Raw genomic sequence first — 15,661 nt, 5'->3', positions numbered from 1 at the left:
AATGAGTAGCGTAGATATTCTAGTTCCTGACCTGCCTGAGTCCGTTGCCGATGCGACCGTTGCCACCTGGCATAAAAAACCGGGCGACACCGTGACCCGTGATGAAGTGCTGGTGGAAATCGAAACTGACAAAGTGGTACTGGAAGTACCGGCGTCGGCTGATGGCATTCTGGATGCCGTGCTGGAAGATGAAGGGACCACCGTCACGTCTCGTCAAATCCTGGGCCGCCTGCGTGAAGGCAACAGCTCCGGTAAAGAAACCACGGCGAAAGCGGACAGCAAAGAGTCAACGCCTGCACAGCGCCAGCAGGCTTCTCTGGAAGAGCAGAGCAATGACGCGCTCAGCCCGGCGATCCGCCGCCTGATTGCCGAGCACTCTCTGGATGCCAACGCCATTAAAGGCAGCGGCGTTGGTGGCCGTATCACCCGTGAAGATGTGGATAAGCATCTGACGCAGGCGAAGGCGGCTCAGCCTGCTCAGGCTAAAGCGCCGGAAGAAACTAAAGCAGCGGTTGCGCCACTGGCTGGCCGCAGCGAAAAACGCGTGCCGATGACGCGCCTGCGCAAACGCGTTGCCGAGCGTCTGCTGGAAGCGAAAAACTCCACCGCCATGCTCACCACGTTTAACGAAGTGAACATGAAGCCAATCATGGAACTGCGTAAGCAGTACGGCGAATCTTTCGAGAAACGCCACGGCGTGCGTCTGGGCTTCATGTCTTTCTACATTAAAGCGGTAGTAGAAGCGCTGAAGCGCTATCCGGAAGTGAATGCTTCTATCGATGGCGAAGATGTGGTTTACCATAATTATTTCGATGTGAGCATCGCGGTTTCTACCCCGCGTGGCCTGGTGACGCCAGTGCTGCGTGATGTGGATACCCTGGGTATGGCTGACATCGAAAAACGCATTAAAGAACTGGCCGTGAAAGGCCGTGACGGCAAGCTGACCGTTGAAGATCTGACGGGCGGTAACTTCACCATCACTAACGGTGGCGTGTTTGGCTCCCTGATGTCGACGCCGATCATCAACCCGCCGCAGAGCGCGATCCTCGGTATGCACGCCATCAAAGACCGCCCGATGGCGGTGGACGGTAAAGTTGAGATCCTGCCGATGATGTATCTGGCGCTCTCTTACGATCACCGTCTGATCGATGGTCGCGAGTCCGTCGGTTATCTGGTAGCAATCAAAGAATTGCTCGAAGATCCTACTCGTCTGCTGCTGGACGTTTAGTCGTAAGGTTTCACCTGCACTGTAGGCCGAAAGCTGCGCGCCATCTGGCATGAATAGCGCACCGGCCTACAGGTTTATAACGATTACCCTGAAGGATGGATAGAACTCATGAACTTACACGAGTATCAGGCGAAACAGTTGTTTGCTCGATATGGCCTACCGGCTCCCGTCGGTTACGCCTGCACCACGCCACGTGAAGCGGAAGAAGCAGCCTCTAAAATTGGCGCAGGTCCGTGGGTGGTAAAATGTCAGGTTCATGCCGGTGGCCGCGGTAAAGCGGGCGGCGTGAAAGTGGTCAACAGCAAAGAAGATATTCGTGCTTTTGCTGAACACTGGCTGGGCAAACGCCTGGTCACCTATCAAACAGATGCCAATGGCCAGCCGGTTCACCAGATTCTGGTGGAAGCGGCGACGGACATTGATAAAGAACTGTATCTCGGCGCGGTAGTCGATCGCAGCTCCCGTCGCGTCGTGTTTATGGCGTCCACCGAAGGTGGCGTAGAAATTGAGAAAGTGGCGGAAGAAACCCCGCACCTGATCCATAAAGTGGCGCTGGATCCGCTGTCAGGCCCAATGCCTTATCAGGGCCGTGAACTGGCGTTCAAACTGGGCCTGGAAGGTAAGCAGGTTCAGCAGTTCACCAAAATCTTTATGGGTCTGGCGAACATCTTCCTTGAGCGCGACCTGGCGCTGATCGAAATCAACCCGCTGGTGATCACAAAGCAGGGGGATCTGGTCTGCCTCGACGGCAAACTGGGCGCTGACGGCAACGCGCTGTTCCGCCAGCCGGAGCTGCGCGAAATGCGTGACCCAAGCCAGGAAGATGCGCGTGAATCTCAGGCTGCTCAGTGGGAACTGAACTACGTTGCGCTTGATGGCAACATCGGCTGCATGGTAAACGGTGCGGGCCTGGCAATGGGCACCATGGACATCGTGAAACTGCACGGCGGCGAACCAGCAAACTTCCTGGACGTGGGCGGCGGTGCCACCAAAGAACGCGTAACCGAAGCATTCAAAATCATTCTGTCCGACGACAAAGTGAAGGCCGTTCTGGTTAACATCTTCGGCGGCATCGTGCGCTGCGACCTGATCGCAGACGGCATCATCGGTGCGGTGGCAGAAGTCGGTGTTAACGTTCCGGTGGTTGTCCGTCTGGAAGGTAACAACGCGGAACTGGGTGCGAAGAAACTGGCTGATAGCGGCCTGAATATTATTGCTGCGACTAGTTTGACGGATGCAGCACAGCAGGTAGTTGCTGCCGTGGAGGGGAAATAATGTCCATTTTGATCGATAAAAACACCAGGGTGATTTGCCAGGGCTTTACCGGCAGCCAGGGGACTTTCCACTCCGAGCAGGCGATTGCCTACGGTACGCAAATGGTTGGCGGCGTGACGCCAGGCAAAGGCGGCACCGAGCATCTCGGCCTGCCAGTATTTAATACCGTGCGTGAAGCGGTAGAAGCAACGGGCGCTACCGCATCTGTTATCTACGTTCCGGCACCGTTCTGCAAAGATTCCATTCTGGAAGCCATCGATGCAGGCATTAAGCTGATTATCACCATCACCGAAGGCATCCCGACGCTGGATATGCTGACGGTGAAAGTGAAACTGGACGAAGCCGGCGTGCGCATGATTGGGCCAAACTGCCCGGGCGTTATCACTCCGGGCGAGTGCAAAATCGGCATTATGCCGGGCCATATTCACCTGCCGGGCAAAGTGGGCATCGTTTCCCGTTCTGGTACGCTGACCTATGAAGCGGTTAAGCAGACCACAGATATCGGTCTGGGCCAGTCGACTTGTGTAGGCATCGGCGGCGATCCGATCCCGGGATCTAACTTTATCGATATCCTGAAGCTGTTCGAAGAAGATCCGAAAACTGAAGCTATTGTGATGATCGGTGAGATCGGTGGTAGCGCGGAAGAAGAAGCCGCAGCCTACATCAAAGACCACGTCACCAAGCCTGTTGTGGGCTACATCGCAGGTGTGACCGCGCCGAAAGGCAAGCGTATGGGCCACGCGGGCGCTATCATCGCGGGCGGTAAAGGCACTGCGGATGAGAAATTCGCAGCGCTGGAAGCCGCAGGCGTGAAAACCGTTCGCAGCCTGGCTGATATCGGTGATGCACTGAAAGCTATTTTGCCTCAGTAAGCAGAACTAATAATAATTGTTCGACATGGTTGGCCGCTCTTTTGAGCGGCCTTTTTTATGGCTAATGCTTACGCCGCGCCACCAGCGTAAATTTGTAATCGTCACTTTTAAAGATATTGCGGCTAAATTCAAACACTCGTCCATCCTTCAAATAGCCACAGGAAACCTTCTCCAGAATGGGTTTACTGGCGTCGATTCCCAACGCTTTCGCTACCTCTTCTGACGGCATCACGGGGATGATTTCTTGTTCGCTGCGGTCGATAACCATCTTTTTCACCTTCTCAATAAAGTGATATTTGGAGTTTTCCATCACTTCCCAGGTGAGATCGGGAAATAGCGTGAGCGGCATCCAGGTTTCTTCCAGCGTGACCGGCTTTTGCTTGATAAAACGCACGCGTTTTACATGCCAGACTTTGTCATCAATGGTGAGCTGCAGCCGGGCTGCCAACAACGCATCGGCTTTTGTCACTTCAAACACTTGTACTTCGCTATGGGTTTCAACGTTACGATCGGCCAGTTTTTCATACAAGCTGGTGAGCTGATAAATATCGTAGTTAACCTTTTCTTCTTTGACGTAAGAACCGCTGCCTTGAATGCTCTCAATGATTTGCTGTTCAGTCAGCTGCTTTAGCGCCTGGCGAACCGTGACCCGACTTACGGAAAACTGAGCCTGAAGCGTAGATTCGGTCGGTAGTGCGTCACCCGGTTTCAGCTCGCCGCTTTCAATCTGTTGACGGATAGCATCGGCTATCTGGCGATACATTGGTTTTTTCCCCACCACGCACTCCTCTGAGAACGTTAGTCATCATGGGCAGATAATAGCGCTATTCATCATCGCTGTTAACAGATAAGTATTAATACAAATTAAATACAAATATGGATTAAGGTGAAATTGATCACATAAAGGTATTGTTTTACTGTGTAAACTTCCGGCAACCAGCACCGACTCCTGACGAGGGAATGATGAACCTGACGGCTTTAACGCATCCTGATTTGCTAACGCTACAAACGACGTTCGTTAGTCGTGATGAAGCAATAAACGCGATGGCGCAGCAACTTGCGGCTCTTGGAAAATTACATAATCTGGAACAATTTCTGGCGGAGGTTTTTGCTCGTGAAGCACAGGGACCAACCGCGCTGGGCGAAGGGCTGGCCGTACCACACGGCAAAACCAACGCCGTAAAAGAAGCGGCATTCGCAGCCGCAACGCTTACCACTCCGATTGACTGGGAAGGGGTCGACGGGCCGGAGGCAGTACAGATGATTTTCTTGCTGGCAATCCCTGAAGGGGAAGCCGGCTCTACGCATATGCAGCTCCTGACTTCGCTAACCACGGCTCTGGTGGATGATGAAGTGCGTGAAAAAGTGATGCGGGCCAGAACTGTTGACGAATTTATGTCGCTGCTGAATCGCGAGCCGGAAAGTGTTGCCGCCCAGGAAGATCTCACGCGTCCTACTATCGTTTGCGTAACGGCCTGTCCGGCTGGCATTGCGCATACCTATATGGCCGCTGAGTATCTGGAAAAAGCCGGACGCAAACTCGGTATTAATGTTTACGTTGAAAAGCAGGGGGCAAACGGGGTTGAAGGGCGTTTGACCGCCGCTCAGATTAACCAGGCGCACGCCTGTATTTTTGCGGCAGAAGTCGCGATTAAAGAAATCGAAAGATTCAAAGGCATCCCGTCCATCACTACGCCGGTTGCTGAACCCATCAAACACGCCGAGCGTATTTTGCAGCAGGCTCTGGCTCTGAAACCTCTGACGGAAGAGCGGGTGCAGCAACAGGACGCGCCTGCGGCTAAACCCAGTGTTAAAACAGAATTAAAGCAGGCACTGCTGAGTGGGATTTCCTTCGCCGTTCCGTTGATTGTCGCGGGCGGTACCGTGTTAGCCGTAGCCGTTTTGCTGGCGCAGATTTTCGGCCTGCAGCATTTGTTTGATCTCGAAAACTCCTGGCTGTGGATGTACCGCAAACTTGGTGGAGGCATGCTGGGCACATTGATGGTGCCGGTCCTTGCAGCCTATACCGCTTATTCTCTGGCGGATAAACCCGCTCTCGGCCCGGGGTTCGCCGCAGGGCTTGCCGCCAACATGATCGGTTCGGGTTTTCTGGGCGGCGTGGTCGGAGGATTAATTGCGGGTTACCTGATGCGCTGGGTAAAACAGCACATCCGCCTGAGTGCAAACTTCAATGGTTTCCTGACGTTCTATCTTTATCCGGTGATTGGTACGCTGGTCGCAGGCAGCCTGATGCTGTTCGTGGTCGGCGAACCTGTTGCGTGGCTCAATACCTCATTAACCCACTGGCTTAATGGGTTATCCGGTAGCAATGCATTGCTGCTGGGCGCCATTCTCGGCTTTATGTGTTCCTTCGATCTCGGCGGACCGGTGAATAAAGCCTCCTACGCATTTTGCCTGGGGGCGATGGCAAACGGCGTATACGGGCCTTATGCCATTTTTGCTTCCGTTAAAATGGTTTCCGCTTTTACCGTAACGGCTTCGACGCTGATGGCGCCTCGTTTGTTTAAAGACTTCGAAATTGAAACGGGAAAATCGACCTGGCTACTCGGACTTGCGGGGATCACCGAAGGGGCGATCCCAATGGCGATTGAAGATCCGATCCGTGTGATTGGCTCTTTCCTGGTGGGATCGGTGGTGACTGGTGCGATGGTTGGGGCAATGAATATTGGGTTATCAACGCCGGGCGCAGGCATTTTCTCTCTGTTCTTGCTGCATCCTGGCGACCATAGCGGCATGACGGCGGCGGCGGCCTGGTTTGGGGCGGCGTTGATTGGCACCGCTATTTCAACCCTGGTGCTGATTTTGTGGCGTAGGCATGCGGTTAAGCAGGGCAAATACTCCCCTGACAGCGTTTTATCGTAATCACTCAGACGTTAAGGCAGACAAGAATGAAAGCTGTATCTCGTGTTCATATAACTCCCCATATGCATTGGGACCGTGAATGGTATTTCACGACTGAAGAATCACGCATCCTGTTGATTAATAACATGGAGGAGATTCTGACACGCCTTGAGTGTGATGCTGAATATCAATATTATGTGCTTGATGGGCAAACCGCAGTGCTGGAAGATTACTTTGCGATTAAGCCGGAAAATAAGCCGCGAGTAAAAGCGCTGGTGGCAGCGGGCAAGCTGATTATCGGCCCGTGGTATACGCAAACCGACACCACTATTGTTTCTGGCGAATCCATCGTTCGTAACCTGATGTACGGAATGCGCGACTGCCTGGCGTTTGGCGAGCCGATGAAAATCGGCTATCTGCCGGACTCGTTTGGAATGTCTGCGCAATTGCCGCATATCTTTAACGGTTTTGGAATCAAGCGCGCAATGTTCTGGCGGGGTTGTTCCGAACGCCACGGCACTGACCGAACGGAATTTTTATGGCAAAGCAACGATGGCAGCGAAGTGACAGCCCAGGTGCTGCCGCTGGGTTATGCGATTGGTAAATATTTGCCAGCAGACGAAGCGGGCTTACGTAAGCGCCTCGACAGCTATTTTGAGGTGCTGGAAAAGGCCTCCGCAACGCAGGAAATCTTACTGCCAAACGGCCATGACCAGATGCCGCTGCAGCAAAATATCTTTGCGGTCATCGACAAGCTGCGTGAAATATACCCGCAGCGTGAGTTTGTCATGAGCCGCTACGAAGAAGTGTTCGAGAAGATTGAAGCATTACGCGACAAACTTGCCACGCTAAAAGGCGAGTTTGTCGATGGCAAGTACATGCGTGTGCACCGCACCATCAGCTCGACGCGCATGGACATTAAAATTGCTCACGCGCAGATTGAGAACAAAATCGTCAATATTCTCGAGCCGCTGGCCTCTATCGCGTGGTCGCTAGGCTTTGAATATCACCACGGCTTGCTGGAAAAAATGTGGAAAGAGATCCTGAAAAATCATGCACACGACAGTATCGGCTGCTGCTGTAGCGATAAGGTTCACCAGGAAATCATGACCCGTTTTGTGCTGGCAGACGACATGGCGGAAAACCTGATTCGATTCTACATGCGCAAAATTGTCGACAATATGCCCTCTACCACCGCGGATAAGCTGACCTTTTTCAACATGATGCCTTACCCGCGTGAAGAGGTCATCAACACCACTATACGTATTCGTGCCGGCCAGTTTTCGCTTAAAGATGAGCAGGGCAATGAAGTGGAATATTTCATTCGTGAAGCACGTGAAATCGATCCGGGGCTGATCGACAGGCAAATTGTGCATTACGGCAATTACGATCCGTTTATGGAATATGATATTCAGCTCAGCCAGGTACTGCCAGCGATGGGTTATTGCACGCTGTATGTGGAAGGGAAAAAACCAGGGGTTCAGCGCAGCGCAGCGGAAAGCACAGAAGCTTTATTGGAAAACAATTTCTACCGTATCGCGCTGAACCAGAATGGCACGCTGCATATCACTGATAAGCAAAGCGGCCTGACCTACGACCAGGTTCTGCAACTGGAAGATGGGTCGGATGATGGCGATGAATATGACTATTCACCTGCCAAAGCCGAATGGCTGATTTACTCGACCGCCAGCGCGCATGTTTGTGAAGTGAAACGCGAAGCCTGGCAAAGTACGGCTTTGCTGAAACTGCGTATGGCATTACCGGAAAATTTGCAACAGCGCGCGGAGCGCCAGACTGGCGGGTATCTGGACGTAGCATGCCATATCACGCTTGCCCACCATAGCCGCCGCATTGATATCGAAATGCAACTCGACAACCAGGCCGACGACCACCGGGTGCGCGTGCTGATTCCTACTCCGTTCGCGTCTAAAACCGTTTTGGCTGATAACCAGTTCGGCACTATTACACGCCCGGTTGATGACACGGCGATGGAAAACTGGCAGGAAGAGGGTTGGAAAGAAGCGCCGATCCCGGTATGGAATCTACTGAACTACGCCGCGTTACATGATGGTAAGAAAGGCATGGCGCTGTTTACCGAAGGGCTGCGCGAGTTTGAAATCATCGGTGAGAAAAAAGACACCTTCGCGTTGACGCTATTCCGTTCGGTGGGGGTTCTGGGCAAAGAAGAGCTGGTGTTACGCCCGGGGCGCCCATCCGGCATCAAATTACCTACTCCTGATTCCCAGCTCCGCGGAAAGCTGAGCTGCCGTTTTAGCCTGATGGCATTTAGCGGCTCACCCACTACGGCGAATATTGCTCAACATGCGCGCGCATGGCTAACGCCGGTTCAGTGTTACAATAAAATTCCGTTTGATGCGATGAAGCTGAACAGAGCTGATTTTATAACGCCGGGCACATTTAGTTTGCTTACGCTGCCTGCAACGGGATGTGCGCTCAGCGTGCTTAAAAAAGCGGAAGACCGCGATGCATTAATTATTCGCCTCTTTAACCCTGATGAGCAGCAGTCCAGCGAAGGAGCCGTGGTTTGTTCGCTGCCTGTGGTTGACTGGCATGAGACGGGAATGGATGAACAATCGCTGTTACAGCCCTCAGCAAGTACAGGGCAGTTTGCTCAGCTAAAACCTTGCCAGTCACGCACTTTTAACCTGGCAATAGATCGTTCAAAATAACGTTATTGTTTTAATCCTCTACTTCAGGGCCACGTAAAACGTGGCCCTTCTGTTTTTTAGTCAGGCATATAGTGTCAATTACCATGCAAAAAATAAGGATTTATTTAAAAGCTGCGGTCACTACTGGACGGGCGTTTATTTTTTTATTTATCGCCAGAAGATAGTTTTTTCTCCAGGTAATGTTTTTATTAACGCAATCTTTACCTGGAGTCATGATTGATAACAATCCATTCACTTTTATCCGTAACGATAAACTAAATTAACAGCAAGCGAATAAATTGCGCTAGATCAATATTTAAAATTAGCAAGCAGTGTGCTTAATTGCGTAAATTGTTGCAGATCAAGATGGCGGTAAAGCGGTATTTTCGCTATAAATTGATCACTGTCGAGAAACGTAAATATCTCTAAGCAATTACCTGTTTATTGTGGGGAAATTGCAGGGTAATATATTTGCGGATTATTTTTTGGTTTTTTTAACGTGTTTGTAACCTTTCACCTTTCTTCGTTACATGTAAATGAAATGACGAAGGGATGAAGTCTGGAAGCGAATGTTTTTGTATTAAGGCATGCGTTGTGGTTTACCCGTGGGTGAACCATGGTCGGAGTCTTCATGCGAAGAGCAAGGAGTCAAGATGTTTGATATTGTCGAACTGTCGCGCTTACAGTTTGCCTTGACCGCGATGTACCACTTTCTGTTTGTGCCACTAACGCTCGGTATGGCGTTCCTGTTGGCTATTATGGAAACGGTGTACGTGCTGTCAGGTAAGCAAATTTATAAAGATATGACCAAGTTCTGGGGCAAGTTGTTTGGTATCAACTTTGCTTTGGGCGTGGCCACCGGTTTAACTATGGAGTTCCAGTTCGGCACAAACTGGTCTTATTACTCGCACTACGTGGGTGATATTTTTGGTGCCCCTCTGGCCATTGAAGGCCTGATGGCATTCTTCCTTGAATCCACCTTCGTGGGTCTGTTCTTCTTCGGTTGGGATCGCCTCGGCAAAGTCCAACACATGGCGGTAACCTGGCTGGTGGCGCTTGGCTCCAACCTTTCCGCGCTGTGGATTCTGGTGGCGAACGGCTGGATGCAGAACCCGATTGCTTCCGACTTTAACTTCGAAACCATGCGTATGGAGATGGTCAGCTTCTCCGAGCTGGTGCTGAACCCGGTTGCGCAGGTGAAATTCGTTCACACAGTGGCTTCTGGCTATGTGTGTGGCGCGATGTTTATCCTCGGTGTGAGCTCTTACTATCTGCTTAAAGGCCGTGACGTCGCATTTGCCAAACGTTCATTCGCCATCGCAGCGAGCTTTGGTATGGCGGCAATCCTGTCTGTTATCGTGCTGGGCGATGAGTCCGGCTACGAAATGGGTGACGTGCAGAAAACCAAGCTGGCCGCCATTGAAGCCGAGTGGGAAACCCAACCGGCTCCGGCCTCGTTTACGCTGTTTGGTATCCCGGATCAGGACAAGCAAGAGAATCATTTTGCGATTCAAATTCCGTATGCGCTGGGCATCATTGCTACCCGTTCGGTAGATACGCCCGTTATCGGTCTGAAAGATCTGATGGTGCAGCATGAAGAACGTATTCGTAACGGGATGAAGGCCTACAGCCTGCTGGAACAGCTACGCGCAGGTTCTAACGACCAGGCGGTTCGCGATGACTTTAACGCCATCAAGAAAGACCTGGGTTACGGTTTGTTGCTTAAACGCTATACCCCGAACGTCGCTGACGCTACGGAAGCGCAAATTCAGCAAGCAACCAAAGATTCTATTCCACGCGTAGCTCCGCTGTACTTTGCTTTCCGTATCATGGTGGGCTGTGGCTTCCTGATGCTGTTTATCATTGCGGTTTCGTTCTGGACCGTGACGCGTAATGCCATCGGCTCGAAAAAATGGCTGTTGCGTGCGGCGCTCTATGGTATCCCGCTGCCGTGGATTGCGATTGAATCCGGCTGGTTTGTTGCCGAATACGGTCGTCAGCCATGGGCCGTTGGCGAGGTATTGCCAACTGCGGTGGCTAACTCCTCGCTGACCGTGGGCGATCTGATCTTCTCCATGGTGCTGATTTGCGGCCTTTACACGCTGTTTATGGTGGCGGAACTGTTCCTGATGTTCAAATTTGCTCGCCTTGGGCCGAGCAGTCTGAAAACAGGTCGCTATCACTTTGAGCAGTCCAATGTGACCTCTCAGCCGGCACGCTAAGACAGGAGTCGTCAAATGATCGATTATGAAGTATTGCGTTTTATCTGGTGGCTGCTGGTTGGCATTCTGCTGATTGGTTTTGCCGTTACCGATGGCTTTGATATGGGCGTGGGCATGCTGTCACGCATCATTGGCAAGTCTGACGTTGAACGCCGCATTATGGTGAACTCCATCGCCCCGCACTGGGATGGTAACCAGGTATGGCTTATCACGGCGGGCGGCGCGTTGTTTGCTGCCTGGCCGATGGTTTATGCCGCTGCGTTCTCCGGCTTCTATGTGGCGATGATCCTGGTGCTGGCTTCCTTGTTCTTCCGTCCGGTAGGTTTCGACTACCGTTCGAAGATTGAAGACATGCGCTGGCGTAACATGTGGGACTGGGGCATTTTCATCGGCAGCTTTGTGCCGCCGTTGGTTATTGGTGTGGCGTTTGGCAACCTGCTGCAGGGTGTACCGTTCCACGTTGATGAGTATCTGCGTCTGTACTACACCGGTAACTTCTTCCAGTTGCTCAATCCGTTTGGCCTGTTGGCGGGTATCGTGAGCGTTTCTATGATCCTCGCTCAGGGGGCAACTTACCTGCAAATGCGTACGGTGGGTGAACTGCATCTGCGCGCCAAAGCTGCGGCACAAATTGCAGCGCTGGTGATGATGGTGTGCTTCGCGCTGGCTGGCGTTTGGGTGATTTACGGTATCGATGGCTACGTTGTGACTTCAGAATTGAATCACCATGCAGCTTCTAACCCGCTGACCAAAGAAGTGGCTCGTCAGGCAGGCGCCTGGATGGTGAACTTCAACGCGATGCCAATTCTGTGGCTTATCCCGGCGCTGGGTGTGGTGCTGCCGCTGCTGACGGTGCTGATGTCACGTCTGGAAAAAGGGGCCATGGCATTTGTCTTCTCCTCACTGACGCTGGCCTGTGTGATTCTGACTGCCGGTGTGGCGCTGTTCCCGTTCGTGATGCCTTCCAGCACCATGCTGAACGCGAGCCTGACCATGTGGGATGCGACATCCAGCCAGCTGACGCTGAACGTGATGACCTATGTAGCTGCGGTGTTCGTACCGATTATTCTTATCTACACCACCTGGTGTTACTGGAAGATGTTCGGTCGAATCACTAAAGAACACATTGAAAGCAACACCCACTCTCTGTACTAAGTAAGGAGCTGATTATGTGGTACTTTGCATGGATTCTGGGGACGCTTCTTGCCTGTGCATTTGGCATCATTACCGCCCTGGCACTTGAGCACGTAGAAGCTGCCAAAGCCGGTAAAGAAGATATTTAATGGAAGCAATTATCGCAAAGCTGTATGCGGTAATGGATAAGAGCCCTTTAAGGGCTCTTTCCTTGATCATGGCACTAATACTTGCCGGGTGTATCTTTTGGGACCCGTCCCGCTTTGCGGCAAAAACCAGTGAGCTGGCAATATGGCATGGTTTTTTGTTGATGTGGGCTGTGTGTACCGGTGTGATACACGGCGTGGGCTTTCGTCCACGTAAAGTGCTGTGGCAGGGCGTTTTTAGTCCGTTGCCTGCGCTATTAGTCCTGCTGGCAGGACTGGCTATTTTTTTCTTCTGATGCTTCTTTAACCGCGAAGTTTTTTACACAGATTTTATGGGCTTTAACAAGCCCATAAATATTTACCTAACGTTTAATGCAACCCATTCCCAACCCCCATCCTCTTGCGTATAGTAGCAACGTTTAATTGCATTACCGGGATGTCCTGTGAGTACAACGCTGTTTCGATGGCCGGTTCGTGTCTACTATGAAGATACTGACGCCGGTGGTGTGGTATACCACGCCAGTTATGTTGCTTTTTATGAAAGAGCACGCACAGAGATGTTGCGCCATCACAACTTCAGTCAGCAAAATTTGTTGGCACAGCGCGTCGCCTTTGTTGTTCGCAGAATGACGGTGGATTATCTGGCGCCGGCCAGACTCGACGATTTACTCGAAATCCAAAGTGAAATTACATCGATGCGTGGTACCTCTATGGTATTTACACAGCGAATCGTCAATGCCGATAATCAGGTTCTCAACGAAGCTGAGGTTCTGATCGTCTGTGTTGATCCACACCTAATGAAGCCTCGTGCGCTTCCCAAGTCTATTGTCGCGGAGTTCAAGCAGTGACTGACATGAATATCCTTGATTTGTTCCTGAAGGCAAGCCTTCTGGTCAAATTTATCATGTTGATTTTGATTGGTTTTTCCATTGCATCATGGGCAATCATTATTCAGCGAACGCGAATCCTCAATGCTGCCACTCGTGAAGCAGAAGCGTTTGAAGATAAGTTCTGGTCGGGCATTGAATTGTCCCGTCTCTATCAGGAAAGCCAGGGCCGCCGTGACAGTCTTTCCGGCTCTGAACAGATTTTCTATTCGGGCTTCAAAGAGTTTGCCCGTCTGCATCGTGCGAACACGCATGCGCCTGAGGCGGTAGTGGAAGGGGCTTCCCGCGCCATGCGTATTTCCATGAGCCGGGAGCTGGAAACCCTGGAAACCCATATTCCATTCCTCGGAACGGTCGGTTCCATCAGCCCATATATTGGTCTGTTTGGTACAGTTTGGGGGATCATGCACGCTTTTATTGCACTCGGTGCGGTAAAACAAGCGACATTGCAGATGGTGGCACCGGGTATCGCAGAAGCACTGATTGCCACGGCAATCGGTCTGTTCGCTGCAATTCCTGCGGTTATGGCGTATAACCGCCTCAACCAACGTGTGAACAAACTGGAATTGAATTACGACAACTTCATGGAAGAGTTCACGGCTATCCTGCACCGTCAGGCTTTTACCAGCAGCGATAAGCAGTAAGGGGTAAGTCATGGCCAGACGTGGACGTGGTCGTCGGGAATTAAAATCAGAAATTAACATCGTTCCTCTACTGGACGTGCTGTTGGTGCTGTTGCTTATTTTTATGGCAACCGCGCCGATCATCACGCAGAGCGTTGAGGTTGATTTGCCGGATGCGACCGATTCGCAAACCGTAAGCAATAACGATGAACCGCCGGTCATTATTGAAGTGTCCGGGGTAGGGCAATACAGCGTGGTGGTTGAGAAGGACCGTCTGGAGCAGTTGCCGTCTGAACAAGTTGTTGCGGAAGCGCAGCGTCGTTTGCAGGCAAATCCGAAAACGGTCTTTTTGATCGGTGGTGCTAAAGATGTTCCTTATGAGGAGATTATCAAAGCACTTAACCTGCTGCATAGCGCAGGTGTGAAATCCGTCGGTCTGATGACGCAGCCAATCTGATCTACCTCGTGATAGCTATATTTGGGAACCGATAGTGTCAAAGGCAACCATAGAAAACGATAAGCTCAAGCGTGCGATAATCGTCTCAGTGATCCTGCATATCATTTTGATTGCAGTCCTGATTTGGAGTTCGTTTGACGAGCACATCGACGCCAGTGCTGGTGGCGGTGGGGGTTCGGCTATTGACGCGGTCATGGTCGACCCAGGTGCGGTTGTGCAGCAGTACAATCGCCAGCAACAACAGCAGGCGAGCAGTAAACGTGCGGCTGAGCTTCGCGAGAAACAAGCGCAACAACAGGCGGAAGAGCTTCAGGAAAAACAGGCGGCTGAACAACAGCGCCTGAAACAGCTGGAGAAAGAACGCCTGGAAGCGCAGGAACAAGTGAAGCAGCAGGCAGAACAGCAAAAACAGGCGCAGCAAGCGGCTAAAGAAGCGCAAGAGCAGCAGAAGCAGGCCGAAGCGGCAGCGGCGAAAGCCAAAGCGGAGGCTAAAGCACAAGCTGATGCGCAGGCGAAGGCTGCGGAAGAAGCTGCGAAGAAAGCGGCGGCTGACGCACAGAAAAAAGCTGTGGAAGAAGCTGCCGTAGCGGCTAAAAAAGCGCAGCAGGAAGCTGAGAAGAAAGCTGCGGCTGAAGCGGCCAAAAAGGCTGCAGAGGCAGAGAAAAAAGCCGCTGCGCAAGCTGTAGCCGCAGAAAAAGCAGCCTCTGAAAAAGCGGCTGCCGATAAGGCTGCTGCGGCAAAAGCAGCCGCTGATAAAAAAGCGGCTGCGGATGCGAAGAAAAAGGCTGCTGCAGAAAAAGCGGCAGCTGATAAAGCCGCAGCCCAGGGCGTTGACGATCTGTTTGGCGACCTGAGCGACGGTAAGAATGCACCGAAAACTGGCGCAGGGGCGAAAGGTAATAGCGCAGCTGCGGCAGGGAAAGGGAATAATAAAAATAATGGCGCTTCTGGTGCCGAAATCAGTGGTTACGCAGGTCAGATAAAAGCCGCAATTGAAAGTAAGTTTTATCAGGACCCTGCCTTTAGTGGCAAGACCTGCACATTGCGCATAAAACTGGCTCCTGACGGTTTACTGCTTGATATCAAATCAGAAGGTGGCGACCCGGCTCTGTGTCAGGCTGCCATCGCGGCAGCGCGTCTGGCGAAGATTCCGAAGCCGCCAAGCCAGGACGTTTATGAAGTTTTCAAAAACGCGCCTATCGACTTTAAGCCATAGTGAAATTTCCTCGCGAAAGTGGGGAAAACTAACCAGGCTGAGTCACAGGGTTTTGGTAGTTTTGTGTATT

The 15,661-nt window shown here is 51.8% G+C and carries 14 protein-coding genes; 13 read left to right on the top strand and 1 reads right to left on the bottom strand.

Annotated features, from left to right (window positions below):
* Nucleotide 1: 1 nt before the first annotated feature.
* From odhB to sucD, 3 genes are all read left to right on the top strand, one after another.
* Complete coding sequence (gene odhB / locus EHN07_RS02705; RefSeq protein WP_124022670.1) at nt 2–1,228, top strand: 2-oxoglutarate dehydrogenase complex dihydrolipoyllysine-residue succinyltransferase; 1,227 nt, start codon at nt 2–4, stop codon at nt 1,226–1,228.
* A 108-nt stretch (nt 1,229–1,336) separates the two neighbouring features.
* A complete protein-coding gene (gene sucC, locus EHN07_RS02700; protein WP_124022669.1) occupies nt 1,337–2,503 on the top strand; it encodes an ADP-forming succinate--CoA ligase subunit beta in 1,167 nt (388 codons plus the stop codon).
* The gene (gene sucD / locus EHN07_RS02695) at nt 2,503–3,375 is read left to right on the top strand and encodes a succinate--CoA ligase subunit alpha (protein ID WP_124022668.1); all 873 of its coding nucleotides are present in this window, start codon (nt 2,503–2,505) and stop codon (nt 3,373–3,375) included. Before sucC ends, sucD begins: the two co-directional genes overlap by 1 nt.
* 61 nt (nt 3,376–3,436) lie before the next feature.
* Here sucD and EHN07_RS02690 read toward each other — a convergent pair whose 3' ends face one another.
* Nucleotides 3,437–4,153, bottom strand: coding sequence for a GntR family transcriptional regulator (locus EHN07_RS02690; protein ID WP_124022667.1), 717 nt, complete (start codon nt 4,151–4,153; stop codon nt 3,437–3,439).
* Between the two features lie 185 nt (nt 4,154–4,338).
* Between EHN07_RS02690 and mngA the strand changes: the two genes are divergently transcribed.
* From mngA to tolA, 10 genes are all read left to right on the top strand, one after another.
* Nucleotides 4,339–6,258, top strand: coding sequence for a PTS 2-O-a-mannosyl-D-glycerate transporter subunit IIABC (gene mngA, locus EHN07_RS02685; RefSeq protein WP_124022719.1), 1,920 nt, complete (start codon nt 4,339–4,341; stop codon nt 6,256–6,258).
* A gap of 26 nt (nt 6,259–6,284) precedes the next feature.
* Entirely contained in the window at nt 6,285–8,927 is a 2,643-nt protein-coding gene (mngB, locus tag EHN07_RS02680) for a mannosylglycerate hydrolase (protein ID WP_124022666.1), read from the top strand.
* Between the two features lie 632 nt (nt 8,928–9,559).
* Nucleotides 9,560–11,128, top strand: coding sequence for a cytochrome ubiquinol oxidase subunit I (cydA, locus tag EHN07_RS02675; protein ID WP_124022665.1), 1,569 nt, complete (start codon nt 9,560–9,562; stop codon nt 11,126–11,128).
* 15 nt (nt 11,129–11,143) lie between these two features.
* Complete coding sequence (gene cydB / locus EHN07_RS02670; protein ID WP_124022664.1) at nt 11,144–12,283, top strand: cytochrome d ubiquinol oxidase subunit II; 1,140 nt, start codon at nt 11,144–11,146, stop codon at nt 12,281–12,283.
* Between the two features lie 14 nt (nt 12,284–12,297).
* Nucleotides 12,298–12,411, top strand: coding sequence for a cytochrome bd-I oxidase subunit CydX (gene cydX, locus EHN07_RS02665; protein WP_124022663.1), 114 nt, complete (start codon nt 12,298–12,300; stop codon nt 12,409–12,411).
* A complete protein-coding gene (gene ybgE, locus EHN07_RS02660; protein ID WP_124022662.1) occupies nt 12,411–12,704 on the top strand; it encodes a cyd operon protein YbgE in 294 nt (97 codons plus the stop codon). The genes cydX and ybgE overlap by 1 nt, the downstream gene beginning before the upstream one ends.
* Nucleotides 12,705–12,851: 147 nt before the next feature.
* Nucleotides 12,852–13,256 carry a tol-pal system-associated acyl-CoA thioesterase gene (gene ybgC / locus EHN07_RS02655; protein WP_124022661.1) on the top strand — a complete coding sequence of 135 codons (405 nt, stop codon included), beginning with the start codon at nt 12,852–12,854 and terminating at the stop codon, nt 13,254–13,256.
* On the top strand, nt 13,253–13,939 hold the full coding sequence (tolQ, locus tag EHN07_RS02650; protein ID WP_124022660.1) for a Tol-Pal system protein TolQ: 687 nt from the start codon (nt 13,253–13,255) through the stop codon (nt 13,937–13,939). Before ybgC ends, tolQ begins: the two co-directional genes overlap by 4 nt.
* Before the next feature lie 10 nt (nt 13,940–13,949).
* A complete protein-coding gene (gene tolR / locus EHN07_RS02645; RefSeq protein ID WP_124022659.1) occupies nt 13,950–14,375 on the top strand; it encodes a colicin uptake protein TolR in 426 nt (141 codons plus the stop codon).
* A 34-nt stretch (nt 14,376–14,409) separates the two neighbouring features.
* Nucleotides 14,410–15,591 (top strand): cell envelope integrity protein TolA, encoded by a 1,182-nt coding sequence (tolA, locus tag EHN07_RS02640; protein ID WP_124022658.1) that lies wholly within the window; start codon nt 14,410–14,412, stop codon nt 15,589–15,591.
* Nucleotides 15,592–15,661 lie beyond the last annotated feature (70 nt).

Origin of the sequence: Buttiauxella warmboldiae, assembly GCF_003818135.1 — a bacterium.
GTDB lineage: Bacteria > Pseudomonadota > Gammaproteobacteria > Enterobacterales > Enterobacteriaceae > Buttiauxella > Buttiauxella warmboldiae.
The sequence above is the reverse complement of the archived record's forward strand: the minus strand, read 5'-3'. Positions and strand labels throughout refer to the sequence as shown.

Bases quoted from the DNA above. Each gene is read 5' to 3' on its own strand.
- odhB (WP_124022670.1), top strand. From the start codon at position 2: ATGAGTAGCGTAGATATTCTAGTTCCTGACCTGCCTGAGTCCGTTGCC.
- sucC (WP_124022669.1), top strand. From the start codon at position 1,337: ATGAACTTACACGAGTATCAGGCGAAACAGTTGTTTGCTCGATATGGC.
- sucD (WP_124022668.1), top strand. From the start codon at position 2,503: ATGTCCATTTTGATCGATAAAAACACCAGGGTGATTTGCCAGGGCTTT.
- mngA (WP_124022719.1), top strand. From the start codon at position 4,339: ATGAACCTGACGGCTTTAACGCATCCTGATTTGCTAACGCTACAAACG.
- mngB (WP_124022666.1), top strand. From the start codon at position 6,285: ATGAAAGCTGTATCTCGTGTTCATATAACTCCCCATATGCATTGGGAC.
- cydA (WP_124022665.1), top strand. From the start codon at position 9,560: ATGTTTGATATTGTCGAACTGTCGCGCTTACAGTTTGCCTTGACCGCG.
- cydB (WP_124022664.1), top strand. From the start codon at position 11,144: ATGATCGATTATGAAGTATTGCGTTTTATCTGGTGGCTGCTGGTTGGC.
- cydX (WP_124022663.1), top strand. From the start codon at position 12,298: ATGTGGTACTTTGCATGGATTCTGGGGACGCTTCTTGCCTGTGCATTT.
- ybgE (WP_124022662.1), top strand. From the start codon at position 12,411: ATGGAAGCAATTATCGCAAAGCTGTATGCGGTAATGGATAAGAGCCCT.
- tolR (WP_124022659.1), top strand. From the start codon at position 13,950: ATGGCCAGACGTGGACGTGGTCGTCGGGAATTAAAATCAGAAATTAAC.